General features: G+C 39.5%; 15 protein-coding genes and 1 tRNA gene. 9 read left to right on the forward strand and 7 right to left on the reverse strand.

Annotation, left to right across the window (positions count from 1 at the left end; genetic code table 11):
- Positions 1–67 precede the first annotated feature (67 nt).
- The 6 genes from ACMUMJ_RS06085 to ACMUMJ_RS06110 all read right to left on the reverse strand — a co-directional run bounded on the left by ACMUMJ_RS06085 (position 68) and on the right by ACMUMJ_RS06110 (position 5,404).
- Positions 68–1,765 carry a flagellar hook protein FlgE gene (locus ACMUMJ_RS06085; RefSeq protein WP_414677911.1) on the reverse strand — a complete coding sequence of 566 codons (1,698 nt, stop codon included), beginning with the start codon at positions 1,763–1,765 and terminating at the stop codon, positions 68–70.
- A gap of 12 nt (positions 1,766–1,777) precedes the next feature.
- A complete protein-coding gene (locus tag ACMUMJ_RS06090; RefSeq protein WP_414677912.1) occupies positions 1,778–2,470 on the reverse strand; it encodes a flagellar hook assembly protein FlgD in 693 nt (230 codons plus the stop codon).
- Between the two features lie 9 nt (positions 2,471–2,479).
- Positions 2,480–2,929 (reverse strand): flagellar basal body rod protein FlgC, encoded by a 450-nt coding sequence (gene flgC / locus ACMUMJ_RS06095; protein ID WP_414677913.1) that lies wholly within the window; start codon positions 2,927–2,929, stop codon positions 2,480–2,482.
- A gap of 2 nt (positions 2,930–2,931) precedes the next feature.
- Complete coding sequence (flgB, locus tag ACMUMJ_RS06100; RefSeq protein WP_414677914.1) at positions 2,932–3,336, reverse strand: flagellar basal body rod protein FlgB; 405 nt, start codon at positions 3,334–3,336, stop codon at positions 2,932–2,934.
- Between the two features lie 251 nt (positions 3,337–3,587).
- Positions 3,588–4,415 carry a CheR family methyltransferase gene (locus tag ACMUMJ_RS06105; RefSeq protein WP_414677915.1) on the reverse strand — a complete coding sequence of 276 codons (828 nt, stop codon included), beginning with the start codon at positions 4,413–4,415 and terminating at the stop codon, positions 3,588–3,590.
- A gap of 56 nt (positions 4,416–4,471) precedes the next feature.
- Positions 4,472–5,404, reverse strand: a complete 933-nt coding sequence (locus tag ACMUMJ_RS06110; RefSeq protein ID WP_414677916.1) for a chemotaxis protein CheV — start codon at positions 5,402–5,404, stop codon at positions 4,472–4,474.
- A gap of 145 nt (positions 5,405–5,549) precedes the next feature.
- Here ACMUMJ_RS06110 and flgA point away from each other — a divergent pair, with 145 nt between their 5' ends.
- The 9 genes from flgA to ACMUMJ_RS06155 all read left to right on the forward strand — a co-directional run bounded on the left by flgA (position 5,550) and on the right by ACMUMJ_RS06155 (position 12,302).
- The gene (gene flgA / locus ACMUMJ_RS06115) at positions 5,550–6,245 is read left to right on the forward strand and encodes a flagellar basal body P-ring formation chaperone FlgA (protein ID WP_414677917.1); all 696 of its coding nucleotides are present in this window, start codon (positions 5,550–5,552) and stop codon (positions 6,243–6,245) included.
- 112 nt (positions 6,246–6,357) lie between these two features.
- A complete protein-coding gene (gene flgM, locus ACMUMJ_RS06120; protein ID WP_414677918.1) occupies positions 6,358–6,672 on the forward strand; it encodes a flagellar biosynthesis anti-sigma factor FlgM in 315 nt (104 codons plus the stop codon).
- A 38-nt stretch (positions 6,673–6,710) separates the two neighbouring features.
- Positions 6,711–7,187: a flagellar protein FlgN gene (locus ACMUMJ_RS06125; RefSeq protein ID WP_414677919.1), complete on the forward strand. Its 477-nt coding sequence runs from the start codon at positions 6,711–6,713 to the stop codon at positions 7,185–7,187.
- Positions 7,188–7,360: 173 nt separating this feature from the next.
- Positions 7,361–7,436: transfer RNA gene (locus tag ACMUMJ_RS06130), tRNA-Arg, on the forward strand.
- A gap of 93 nt (positions 7,437–7,529) precedes the next feature.
- Entirely contained in the window at positions 7,530–8,099 is a 570-nt protein-coding gene (locus ACMUMJ_RS06135; RefSeq protein WP_414677920.1) for a DedA family protein, read from the forward strand.
- Positions 8,096–9,220, forward strand: coding sequence for a D-alanine--D-alanine ligase (locus ACMUMJ_RS06140; protein ID WP_414677921.1), 1,125 nt, complete (start codon positions 8,096–8,098; stop codon positions 9,218–9,220). The genes ACMUMJ_RS06135 and ACMUMJ_RS06140 overlap by 4 nt, the downstream gene beginning before the upstream one ends.
- Positions 9,221–9,223: 3 nt before the next feature.
- Positions 9,224–11,029 (forward strand): bifunctional lysophospholipid acyltransferase family protein/GNAT family N-acetyltransferase, encoded by a 1,806-nt coding sequence (locus tag ACMUMJ_RS06145; RefSeq protein WP_414677922.1) that lies wholly within the window; start codon positions 9,224–9,226, stop codon positions 11,027–11,029.
- Positions 11,026–11,559: a DinB family protein gene (locus ACMUMJ_RS06150; RefSeq protein ID WP_414677923.1), complete on the forward strand. Its 534-nt coding sequence runs from the start codon at positions 11,026–11,028 to the stop codon at positions 11,557–11,559. The genes ACMUMJ_RS06145 and ACMUMJ_RS06150 overlap by 4 nt, the downstream gene beginning before the upstream one ends.
- A 2-nt stretch (positions 11,560–11,561) precedes the next feature.
- A complete protein-coding gene (locus tag ACMUMJ_RS06155; protein ID WP_414677924.1) occupies positions 11,562–12,302 on the forward strand; it encodes an NRDE family protein in 741 nt (246 codons plus the stop codon).
- 45 nt (positions 12,303–12,347) lie between these two features.
- Here the strand turns inward: ACMUMJ_RS06155 and ACMUMJ_RS06160 are convergent, their stop codons facing one another.
- The gene (locus tag ACMUMJ_RS06160) at positions 12,348–12,755 is read right to left on the reverse strand and encodes an OsmC family protein (RefSeq protein ID WP_414677925.1); all 408 of its coding nucleotides are present in this window, start codon (positions 12,753–12,755) and stop codon (positions 12,348–12,350) included.
- Between the last annotated feature and the right edge of the window lie 24 nt (positions 12,756–12,779).

Genomic DNA, 12,779 nt, shown 5'->3' on the forward strand with positions numbered 1-12,779 from the left:
CTTATTAATGCACATAGAACGACATCAAGCTAAAGAAGATCAATTAAAAAATCGATCTAAATAATCATTATAAGTTAATAATCGTCTGAGTTACCGTGTTTTCTGTCTCTAGGGTTTTCGAGTTTGCCTGATAGTTCCTTTGAGCTTCGATCAACGCAACCAATTCAGAAGTTAAGTCCACATTCGACTCCTCAAGAGCACCGCCTCGAATACTACCAAGCGTCCCAGTGTTCGCTCGGCCAACGTTTGCCGCCCCAGAGCTAGAGCTTGCCGCCCACGCCGTATTCCCCACAGGACTTAAGCCATCTGTATTGTCAAACGTTGCCAAAGCCACTTGCCCCAAAATTGCAGTTTGTTGATTAGTATAAGTTGCCAACAAAGAACCGTCCTCATCAAAAGACACTCCTTGCAACTCACCCGCAGCAAAACCATCCTGCTCAAATTCATCATTACTGTCCAATGCATATTGAGTTGAACCAGTCAGATCCACAGGAATCTCTGCAGTTGGATCAGTAGGATCAAAACCTGTAATAGAAAGCTGAACAGGAGACGATATTGCAAATGGTGGAAACCCTTCAAACGTTCCCGACAAATTACCCGACACATCAAACGTTACCACAGTATCTTCAGGTACAAAACGAGTTGGAAGCCCTGTAACGGGGTCATTAAACGTTTGCCTTCCATCAACCGTTACTTTTAGTTCATACGTGTTTGCTTCGCCTTGCTGAATAAAATAATAACCAAGCGTATGGACATCTCCTAAAGCATCATAAATATTTTTTGTATTTCCATAATTGTAACTTGAAGGATCAGCTGGATCGAAAGCATTCCTACTAACATTCGATGGTTCAATCACATTTGCAACAACCAAGGAATCAGCAATGGCGATACCATTTAAATTACCTGCCAAGGAAAAATTCGCCTGATTCAGAGCAGCAACATCTGAAACCTGAGGTAAATTTGTGCCAGAATAAAGAACCTGAGACCCACCAGGCTGTACCACCCCAAGAGCATCTCGATAGCCATCCTCACCATTAAAAGTAATAAATTGATCCGTAAGCCATTCCGCTCCACTATCATCAGTCGGAGAACCATCAACCGTCGCGTACACCTGATACGTGTTCGGCAACTCTGATTTAGCATAATAATAAGTGACTATATGATTTTGCGGTGGAACCTGACCATCAGCAACTGTCTGTGTTTGAGTATAATTAAACGTTTCAGGATCAGTCGGATCGAATACATCAACTATAAACGCAGGCACATCATCCGATCTAAAATCCAACTGGACCTCAATAGCCACCTCAGCAGTAGCCTGCGGCGCAATACGCTCTGTTGGTACAATAAGATCCTCAAGATTACCCCCGACAATACCATCTACAGCATTATAACCTTGTACATTCGCGCCATCATTAGTAACCAAGAAACCCTCTTCGTCCAACTTAAAGTCACCAGCCCGAGTGTATATCTGAGTACCACCTTCATCCAAAACAAAAAAGCCATTCCCATCAACTGCCAAATCTAGGTTACTACCTGTATCCGAAATATTACCCGGGGCAAATTGCTGAGCCACATTATTGACACTGACACCCGAACCAATGGCATTATTGCTCCCTGCACCAACCACACTGGTATTATAAAGATCACCAAACTCCACTCGGGAACGCTTAAAGCCAGTTGTATCGGAGTTTGCAATGTTATTACCTGTAGCGCTCAAAAAATCTGCAGAAGCCTTGATACCTGAAAGTGCTGTATTAAATCCCATAACGCCCTCCGATTAACCTATTATTTCCAATCCACCTGTCAGGCTAATTTTGCCATGACCAGCTACATTAAGCTCAGTGCCATTCGCACCATTAATTGTGACCCCCTGAATTCGCGCAGGGAGCAGAGTACTTAAATCCAAAGTATCACCATCAAACGTTTTTCCAGTTGCTGAGAAAGTATAATTGCCAGACGGCAATGAATTGCCATCCTTATCTCTACCATCCCATTTAAATTCTTTTGAGGTTAGTTCAAACTCATTAACCACACTCCCATCTGCATTAGATATTTTCAAGGTGGTCCCCTGAACATCGTCAGGTATGCCCACTCTCAAAGAAACATCACCACCCTCAACAAGCTCTGCCGAATTCTGAGCCACAAACACAGATTTACCCACCAGCGTTGACGCTCCAAGAGCCTGACTGGATGTTAAAGACGCAGCCATAGCTTCGATACGCGTTGAAATGGTCGTCAACTGCTCAACCTGATTAAATTGAGACATTTGAGCAACCATGTCATTTGTATCTTGAGGAGCAGTAGGGTCTTGATTTTTTAGCTGCTCAATATAAAGAGTCATAAAGACATCTTGATCCCCAATGTTCGCTTTTTCAACTGCAGTTTGCTCATCTACCCCAGAGCTTTTCTTAGCTTTATCGGTGCCATATTGAGCAATTAAACTACTAAAACCACTGTTTATTTCAGACATACATCACCCCTAAGACTGACCAAGTGTCAAGACTTTCTGCATCATGCTTTTAGCCGAATTCATAATCTCAACATTCGTCTGAAAAGACCGAGAAGCCGACATCATATCCGCCATCTCTTCGACTGGATTTACATTCGGGTAAAAAACAAAACCCGTTTCATTTGCCATAGGATGATCAGGCTCATATCTAGGCTGCAAAGGGGCGTCAGATTCAACAATACCCTTTATTTGCACCCCAATCCCAGCACCCATCCCATCATCATTTACATTGTTCCAACCATGAGACTTCATAGACTCATCAAACATTTCAGCGAAAACAGGCTTACGAGCACGATACGTCTGATCGACAGAGCTTGAAACACTGTCCACGTTCGCAATATTACTTGCTACTGTATTTAGACGAACAGACTGAGCACTCATTGCCGACCCAGCAATGGCAAAAATATTATTTAAAGACATTACTAACGCCCTCCTGATAGAGCTTTTTTCATACCGCTAATTTTTCGATCCAGAAACAAAAAACTAGTATCGAACTGCAAAGAGTTTTGAGCAAACTCAGCTTGCTCTCTTTGCATATCAACCGTATTACCATCCAAAGATGGCTGACTAGGCGTACGATACAAAAGAGCGTCCGCATCAATAGAAGTAAATCCTGAGGTCTGAGAAAGATGCTTTTCATTCGTTACGTCCATTGATAATTGACTGCGCATAGATTGACTCATCATTGACTCAAAACTAATATCACGAGCTTTATAATTAGGTGTATCTGAATTGGCTATATTATTCGCCAATACAGCAGAGCGAGCACTTCGAAATAACAACGCTTTATCATGCCCTGCAAGCGCACCTTCAAATGTAATCGCCATCTACACACCCCAAAAATCAAACAATTAATAACCCTAATAGAAACTAAGCAAAATGGATGCCAAAAAAATAAAACATTGAATATCAATAAGATAGAAGAAATAGAAAACAGAGACGGCAAAAAGCGGCAATAAAACAACAAAGGCAAAAACAAAAAAGGAGTATTAAGAAGGTAATTAGCTAAAACACTAAAGAAAAGAAAACCAGAAGATAAAAACAGGACCGACCCGCTAAAGAAGGTCCTTTATACAATTCATTTAACACGATAGACAATACCAGGGTGGCACTGAACAATTTCAAACATAGAAGACAGACCACTTAACGCTTCCGACCCCCCTAAAAACAAATACCCACCAGGATTAAGTGATTTATGCATTCTGGTCAATATATCCAGCTTCAAGTTAGGGGAAAAATAAATAAGAACGTTTCGACAGAAAATAACATCGAACTTCCCTAGGCTTGAATATGAATCAATAAGGTTCAAATAACGAAAATCAACACGACTACGTATAGGCGCTTTTATTTTCCATGATCCAGAATCTAATTTATCAAAGTAGCGTTTTTTCAAATCATCACTGAGACCACGAACAATTGCAAGACTGTCGTATTCAGCTTGTTTAGCATGCTCCAAAATATTAGTACAAATGTCTGTAGCTATAATTTTCTCACCCGATCTTAACTTACCTGGACACGAGGACTTATATTCATCGATTACCATACTTATTGAGTATGGCTCTTGTCCAGTTGATGACGCGGCAGACCAAATCCTAAGAGGGTGACTAGAAAACTCCGGTAGAATTTTTTCTTTCAATATCTTAAAAGGATGAATATCACGAAACCACAAAGTCTCATTCGTTGTCATGGCATTAATCACTTCTTCTTCTAATGCCCCATCACTTCTTTCCAATAATGAAACTAGATCTTCTAACCTATCAATTTCTTCTCTTTCTAGCAGCTTACCTAACCGACTGGCAACTAAGTATTGTTTATTATCACTCAACATAATGCCACATACTTTTTCTAAGTATTGCTGAAACTTTGCATACCCCTGTGGCGTTATTACGTCTGTACTGCTCAACATTATTGCTCCAAATAAGCATACTAATCAGGTTAAGTAAGTGCTCTATAACCGCCGAACTATTCAGGCTCTTTTGCCTGTACGGTTTCTATTGCTAAACGAGCTAACTCATCAGGCTGGAATTTCGCAAGGAAACCATCGGCACCCACCTTTTTCACCATAGCCTCATTAAACACACCACTTAATGAAGTGTGTAAAAGAATAAATAGATCACTCAATCTACTGTCATTCCGTATTTGAGTAGTTAAAGTGTAACCATCCATTTCAGGCATTTCGATATCTGATATAATCATTGAAAACTCTGTGGTTACATCACCGCCTTCATCAGCAATACTCAAAAGATACTCTAGAGCCTCACGACCATCACACAACACAGTCGTTGCAAAACCAACGTCTTCCATGCATCGTTTGATTTGTTTACGAGCCACACTCGAATCATCAACAATAAGAATATGGTACTGTTTCGCATTTTCCTGCACCGAGTCTGTGACAATTCCCACAGAGATGTCTTGTTTTGTCGGTGCTACTTCAGAAAGAATTTGCTCAACATCAATAATTTCTACCATCTCTTTTTCAACCTGACAAACAGCGGTCAAATAATTATCATGAGACAATCCTTTTGGAGGTGGCTGAATATCGCTCCAATTCATGTTAACAATTCGTTCGACTCCTTTGACCAAAAAACCCTGAATTCGACGATTGTATTCTGTAATGATGACAAAGCATTCGCTTATATTTTCAATTGGTCGATCACCCGTAGCAAGGCCTAGATCAAGTATCGGGATTGTGCCTCCACGAATATGGGCAACACCTCGAACTACAGGACTACTGTGAGGCATCGTTGTCAGCTTTGGACACTGCAACACTTCTTTTACTTTAAAAACGTTAATTCCGTATATTTGCTTCCCATTCAAACGAAACAACAACAACTCCAGACGGTTCTCACCAACAAGTTGAGTACGCTGGTTAACTGTATCGAGAACTCCGGCCATAACTAAATCTCCTATGAACCTTACTATGTCGCCAAGGCGAACCTCAAAAAAATATGTAAATATCACCCAATCATAGAGTGATATTTGTTATTTTACTAATACCTTATGCAAGCTTAGAGTCAAAATCGCGAGATATTTATCTATTATGAATAAAAATCTATTTTTTCGAGCATTAATACTATGCACTTTGCCTTCTGTTTGTCATGCAACCAATCTTCAAGACTATATTATTAATTTCATTGAACAAAATGAAAAACCTCGTTTAGCCACGCTTTATCCTAAGGCAGAAATACATATTGAATTAGGAAACCGAGCGAATTTTAGCTACTTGCCAAGTTGTCCAAAAGACAAACTGTCCATTTCTAATTCTCGCCGTGACGCTCAAAAAAGAACGACATACACAGTTCAATGCATTACACCAACATGGAAAATTTTTATTCCAGTGAATCAACAAATATTATTGAGCGCTTACACCGCAATTACACCCATATCAAGAAAACAACCAATAACAACAAACAACACTGACTTAATAAAGGTGGATATCACCAAATTACGAGGGGACATTTATAGTCAAGACAACCCACCATATGGGCTTATTGCCTCACGAAACATTAATATCAACACAGTCATAACAGACAAAATAACAGAACTACCAATAATAATAAAAAAAGGCTCTCGAATCGTGATAAAAGCCCAAAGTAGCACTATCAGTATAAAGATGAACGGAGAATCACTTGAAAATGGGGTGTTAGGCCAGCAAATTCGAGTGAAAAACACCAGTTCTGGTCGAATTGTGTACGGAAAAGTTGTATCCAGCAACGAGATTCTTGTAAACTATTGAAACGAGCAAAAAGAAATCGCCATTTAGAGTATTTTTTATAAAAATGTCTAAAGTTTATATATAGACGGTCGATAAGTGGAGTAGGTGGCAAAATTCAGAGCAGGTAAGCATCATGGCAATTAATCTTGGTAATATCTTAAATCAGTCAAATGTCAGTAAAAATGATCGTTTGCAAAAATCTTCAGGAGAAACTGAAGGTGTCAAATCAAAAGTACCTTCTAATAAAGAAACATTAGCAGAAGACACAGTAAAGTTAAGTGGCACTGCTCAAGTATTAAAAAATCAGGAAGAGAAAATATCGAATCTTCCTGACATTGATATGGATAAAGTGGAAGAAATCAAACAGGCTCTAGCCGCTGGCGAATATAAAATCGACACGCAAAAGCTAGCAAGCAACATGCAAAGTATTGATGCTCTATTTTCGTAATAAAAATTAGCCTTAATTAAGGAAAAGTAATTCTTCTTATGGTACCTGTTGAACCTATATTTGCTCGCAACAAAGAACTACTCGATTCATTATCAACACTACTAGATAATGAGCGAGACGCACTTGCCAAACTTAGTTCTGAAGCCATATTAGAAATTGCAGCACAAAAACGTGCAATTTTAGATGAATTAGACGCTTTAAATACTAAAAGACATTCGTTATTGATAAAATTTGGAATCATTAATCAAAAGCAACCAGAAGAAGGCCAGTTTAAGGAGTGGTTACATACTCAACATAAGGATGTGAAATTAATCGAGCTCGTTAGCCTATGCGAAAAGCTCCTAGAAACCTGTAAAGAAAAAAATCACACTAACGAGCAAATACTGAATATCGCTCAAAAGCGTAACAAATCTTTCCTAGAAATACTCAAGGGTTCAGACAAAAAAAGTCGCATATACACGGCAAAAGGCAGCACTAGACCAATCAATAGTAAACACACGATTGGCAAAGCATAACCGACCTCTTTAAACATGTCACAATAACATTACCTTCATTTCAAATATGAAAATAACGCTTTGATTTGCCGATCAATAAAAAATAAGGTATAAAACCACCTGCTTTCGAATTGATGGTTAAAAGCACCAATAATCTATTAATTTTAAAATTATCAATACTAAAAAACTCTCATGTCTCCATAGGTAAACAGGATATACCTGCCGCCTCCTAAGCGGCTATTCCAGGTTCGAGTCCTGGTGGGGGCACCATCTTTTTTACAAAATTTTTTTATATGATTGAACTAGTTAATAGAGACTGGGTCTGACGTTATATAGTTAAAAAATGGTTTAGTTTATATATTTATGCTCGATACCTTACTCAGTTGGTCGCACAACCCCTACATCATTATGCTAGGGATCATTTTTATCTCCTACTTATTAGAAGATGCCGCGATTGTTGGTGCAGCGCTTTTGTCTGTTGAGGGAACCTTACCTATTCATTTAGGTATACTTGCTGTATTTATTGGCATTGCGTCTGGAGACATCATTTTATTTTACATTGGCCGATATAGCCATAAATTTAAATGGGTCCAGCTACGCCTAGCTCATCCAAAAGTAATAACAATCCAAAAAAAATTACAAAAAAATGCGTTTTTAAATGTATTTCTTATTCGGTTTTTACCCGGCCTGAGAGGTACGGGGTATCTAGTATGTGGAGCATTGCATATTAAACCCATGACATTTTTCTTCTCTGTTGGGCTAGCCACATTACTCTGGTCAATTGTAGTCTATACCTCTGTTTTTGCTTTGGGCGATGCACTATGGTTAGAAGGCGCTTTGTGGCGTTGGGTCCTAGCGCCTCTTTTAATTGTTGTTATTATGCTAATAAATAAAGTAATTAATACTTATCTTCTGGAGGAACGCTCCGTTTGAACATTCGAAAAGTCCCCTTGCCGCAAGGTATAAATGAAGGCATGCCACCTCTTGAACTTACAGAGAAGCCTGTTTCTTTTTTTGAATTCTGGCCTGCTTGGGCGATGTATGCTCCAGTCATTATTCAATGTGTTGGATTGAGTATAAAATACAGAAGTATCGGTTTGCCGTTAATTTCAAACCCTAAAATACCATTGAGTGGCATGGTCGGTGAATCTAAAGCCGACATATTAGATCAACCCAAAAAAGAAGTTCGATCTTTTCTCTGTGAATATGTGACTTCTACAAAAAAAGAGAATCTGACATCGAAAGAAAGCACAAAGCTCTTGCTTGATCAATATTTTGACAAAGGCCTGTCCTTACCTGCTGTAGCGAAACCAGATCTTGGATGCAGAGGTGTTGGTGTTCGATTAATTGAAAACGAACAAGAGCTATCAGATTACATTGAGCTTTTTCCTGAAAATGCACGTTTTTTACTGCAAGAAAAATCCAAGTACCAAGCCGAAGCAGGAATTTTTTATATTCGCTACCCTGGAGAGAGAAAAGGAAAAATTACCTCCATCACACTAAAGTACACCCCCTGGGTTGTTGGTGATGGTGTACAAACACTTAAAGAGCTTATTTTAGCAGACCCACGAGCAGGGCTTCTTTCTCACATTTACCTACCAAGACACAAAGAAAATCATGACAAAGTGATCCCTGAAGGAGAGGCTGTACGAATTGCCTTTGCAGGCAGCCACAGTGGCGGTAGTATATTTCGTGACGGTAATCGCTACATTACTGAAGCACTCACACAGTCATTAGATACTTTTTTTGATGGTATGCCAGAGTTTCATTTTGGTCGTCTCGATGTCAAGTTTAAACATATTGATGAACTCATGGACGGTAAAAACTTTCAAATCCTTGAAATCAACGGTGCAAGCAGTGAAGCCACTCATATATGGGATAGCAAAACAAAATTTCCAGATGCAATTAAGGCATTATTATTTCAATATCGAACTTTATTCGAAATTGGACATCTAAATCGAAAAGCGGGTTACCAAACACCGTCTTTGCTATCATTGTATCGCGCTTGGCGAGAAGAAAAGAGTTGGGTAGTTGATTACCCATCAATGGATTAATATATGAAAACGACATCAGAGTTCAGCCCTTTTTTACTTCCTAGAACAAAATCTATGAAGTGGTTTGCTCCGATATTAGAGAATATAACGGGGCTAAAACGACTGCATCAGCATTACTTAATGCGCCCTAAAAACTCAGATACCAACACCTTTTTAACCCACACTCTTGACGCCCTTGGTATCAGTTTCCATTCATCTGGAGAACCTCTAAACACAATACCTAGCAGCGGGCCTTTACTTATTGTCGCAAATCACCCTTTAGGGGGCGTAGAAGGCGTCATTCTCGCTAAAATGCTTATGGAATATCGTCCTGATATTAAAGTGATGGCCAACCTCTTCCTTAAACGCATTCCAGAATTAGACAACTTATTTATTGGTGTTGATGTCTTCGAAACAAAGGAAGCCCGTAGAACCAATATGAAAGCAATTAAGGAAGCAGGGCAACACCTAACAACAGGGGGAGCATTGCTTATTTTCCCCGCAGGTGAAGTATCTACATTTGATGAAAACAGCAACTACCTTCAAGATAAAGAATGGGGGAGGCTTGTAGGTCGATTAGCACGCTCCAGTAAAGCAACATGTTTGCCCATTTTTATAGAAGGTCAAAACTCCCCTTTCTTTTACAAAGTAGGGAAAATTCATCCTCGATTCAGAACTGCTTTACTTGGCCGCGAATTATTAAATAAAAAGAACAAATCAATTGGAGTGCGCTGTGGTTCAGTCATAGAGCCCAATGAAATCGCGAAAATGGACAACGATCAAGACATCACAAACTATTTACGCTTGAACACCTATTTATTAGAGCAAAATCACTTAAAACAAAGTGGTACAACACTCACAGGATCCTATCGACTACTCACGCCTATTTTAAAGGACATCAAAACAGATATTTTGAATCAAGAGATTCAAACTCTACCCGCTACGTCTATCCTTGTAGAACAAAAACAGTTCAATGTCTTTATCGCAAGCGCCCATGAAATCCCTAATATTTTAAAGCAGATCGGTGTCATCCGAGAACGTAACTTTAGAGAGGTGGGTGAAGGTACAGGAAGAGAAATTGATATTGATCAGTTTGATGATGTGTACTTACACCTCTTTATTTGGGATAAAGATCAACAGGCAATTGCAGGGGCTTACAGGCTAGGTCTAGTAGATTCTCTTGTACAAAAGTCAGGCATTCACGGTTTATACAGTCGCACCCTCTTTAAGTTTGACCAAGCATTCTTAGACACACAACCAAACGCAATAGAAATGGGACGATCTGTTATTGATAAACCTTATCAAAAAAACCTGTCTCCTCTTATGCTTCTATGGAAAGGCATTGCCACTTTTATTTCTCGCAATCCCAAATACACGACGCTTTTTGGCCCAGTCAGCATCAGTGGTGAATACAAAGAGCTGACACATCAATTAATCGTCAGCAGCCTTACCGCCCATTTTTACGATTCAAACCGATCAAAGCTAGTGGAAGCAACTCACCCTATTCCAATTGCGAGTAAACCTTTTTGGTCTGTAAACTTACTTTCAGGGCTTGCCGACATCCAACTTTTATCAAACGTTGTTTCTCGCCTTGAAAACGGGGCAGGCGTCCCTGTATTAATTCGCCAATATTTATCTCTTCAGGGCCGTTTTATTAGTTTCAATGTTGATCCAGACTTTAATCAAACAGTAGATGGGCTTATCACTGTTGATCTAACCCAACTATCGGAAAGAGTATTAGGGAAATACATGGGCAGAGAATCCGCAGAAAGCTATCTAGAGTTCCATAACACAAACACACAACGGCCTGACACTCAGGAGGAGACATGATACCTGTTATAAAAGGTAACATAGAAACCATTAATCAAGCTTTGGCTTTACTTGACACAATTGATAACAAAGCGTACTGCCATATAAGTGCACCTTACATTAATAGCAGTATAGGTCAACATGTTCGACATATTATCGATAATTATTTAGTTATCGTGAATGGCGTGTCCCAAGCACACATTAACTATAATATTCGACGTCGTGGCGCGGCTGTTGAATCCTGTATTGAAACAGCAAAAAAAGAATTAAACGACATTCAGACTTGGCTACACACTATAGAGAGTAACGCTCTAATGACTTCAGTGACCATTTTTTCAGAAGTTTGTTTAGAACAGGAACAATCAGACCATTTAGTATCAAGCCTTCATAGGGAGCTCATATTTGTTGCTAGCCATTGCATACATCATATGGCACTTATTGGCGTTGCCGTGAAATTACAAAATATAGAAACACCAAAACATTTCGGCTTGGCTCCAGCGACCGCGACTTATGTACGTCAGCAAGAGTCTCAAGGTGCAGCTAACTCCTAATTATGTGTACGATAAGCTGGCTATACAATCATCAAGGTTACCAAATATTTTTCAATAGAGACGAACAACGCCGACGCGAAAAAGCACACCCTCCTGAAGTATTTCAATCGAAGCTAAATAACAGCCACTACATTATGCCTGTTGACCCTCAAGGGAATGGATCTTGGATGGGAGTAACCTCTGACGGCGTATCCATATGTTTACTCAACTATTATCAAGGCAACTTACCTAAAGGGCAGCTCACCAGTCGAGGAATGCTCGTTAGAAACTTACTTGAATTAACGTCTTATAAAAAAGTAGAACAATACCTAAACACTATGGATTGTATGCAATATGCACCATTTACATTGCTTATTTTTTCCCGATCTAAAAGCCATCCTTTAAGCGTATGTTGGGATGGGCAGACAACGCTTAAAAACATTCAGGCCACCTCGCCATTTACTTCTTCTGGTGTCGACTTCCCTTCCGTTTCAAATCACCGACAAGAAAGTTATGCAAAACTTCTAAAGCATAATAATGGAACAGTAGACGATCATCTATTACTTAAACTCCACAGATCTCACTTACCTGAAAGATCAATGAACTCTGTTTGTATGCACAGAGGGGATGCAAAAACCGTCAGCTTAAGTCACATCAAGATCGATCAACACCAAGCGGATTACACGTATTGGGATGGGTCACCTTGCGCAACGGCAAAAGTTCATAAACAAAGATGTAAAATTTCAGAACGAATAGAAGACTAACACTTCGCCCTGAATCTTTTACAAGACCCAAGGCGAAATAAAAGCTTACTCAGCGTCAATAACAGTAAAACTATGGGTAATTTCAACACCACCGCGTTCAAGCATTAAAGACGCGGAGCAATACTCTTCAGCCGATAACTTCACAGCACGCTCAACTATTTTTTCTTTTAACTTACGGCCTGTTACTACAAACGTAATATGAATTTTGGTAAAAACAGCAGGTATAGCATCCGACCTTTCTGCATCAATTTCAGCGACACAAGAAACCACATCTTGACGCGACTTTTGTAAAATTTTCACCACATCATAAGACGTACAACCACCAAGACCAGCTAAGATCAACTCCATTGGTCGAGCGCCTTTTTCTTGATTACCATCGATTTCTATTTGAAAACCAGAACCCGTTTGTGCCGTAAAATGCACATCTTCTTGCCAAGCCACACTTGCTTTCATATTCAATTCTCTACTCTCAAATTT

The sequence above is a fragment of the Marinomonas phycocola genome (assembly GCF_047525455.1).
Classification (GTDB): domain Bacteria; phylum Pseudomonadota; class Gammaproteobacteria; order Pseudomonadales; family Marinomonadaceae; genus Marinomonas.

Bases quoted from the DNA above. Each gene is read 5' to 3' on its own strand.
- ACMUMJ_RS06085 (WP_414677911.1), bottom strand. From the start codon at position 1,765: ATGGGATTTAATACAGCACTTTCAGGTATCAAGGCTTCTGCAGATTTT.
- ACMUMJ_RS06090 (WP_414677912.1), bottom strand. From the start codon at position 2,470: ATGTCTGAAATAAACAGTGGTTTTAGTAGTTTAATTGCTCAATATGGC.
- flgC (WP_414677913.1), bottom strand. From the start codon at position 2,929: ATGTCTTTAAATAATATTTTTGCCATTGCTGGGTCGGCAATGAGTGCT.
- flgB (WP_414677914.1), bottom strand. From the start codon at position 3,336: ATGGCGATTACATTTGAAGGTGCGCTTGCAGGGCATGATAAAGCGTTG.
- ACMUMJ_RS06105 (WP_414677915.1), bottom strand. From the start codon at position 4,415: ATGTTGAGCAGTACAGACGTAATAACGCCACAGGGGTATGCAAAGTTT.
- ACMUMJ_RS06110 (WP_414677916.1), bottom strand. From the start codon at position 5,404: ATGGCCGGAGTTCTCGATACAGTTAACCAGCGTACTCAACTTGTTGGT.
- flgA (WP_414677917.1), top strand. From the start codon at position 5,550: ATGAATAAAAATCTATTTTTTCGAGCATTAATACTATGCACTTTGCCT.
- flgM (WP_414677918.1), top strand. From the start codon at position 6,358: ATGGCAATTAATCTTGGTAATATCTTAAATCAGTCAAATGTCAGTAAA.
- ACMUMJ_RS06125 (WP_414677919.1), top strand. From the start codon at position 6,711: ATGGTACCTGTTGAACCTATATTTGCTCGCAACAAAGAACTACTCGAT.
- ACMUMJ_RS06135 (WP_414677920.1), top strand. From the start codon at position 7,530: ATGCTCGATACCTTACTCAGTTGGTCGCACAACCCCTACATCATTATG.
- ACMUMJ_RS06145 (WP_414677922.1), top strand. From the start codon at position 9,224: ATGAAAACGACATCAGAGTTCAGCCCTTTTTTACTTCCTAGAACAAAA.
- ACMUMJ_RS06150 (WP_414677923.1), top strand. From the start codon at position 11,026: ATGATACCTGTTATAAAAGGTAACATAGAAACCATTAATCAAGCTTTG.
- ACMUMJ_RS06155 (WP_414677924.1), top strand. From the start codon at position 11,562: ATGTGTACGATAAGCTGGCTATACAATCATCAAGGTTACCAAATATTT.
- ACMUMJ_RS06160 (WP_414677925.1), bottom strand. From the start codon at position 12,755: ATGAAAGCAAGTGTGGCTTGGCAAGAAGATGTGCATTTTACGGCACAA.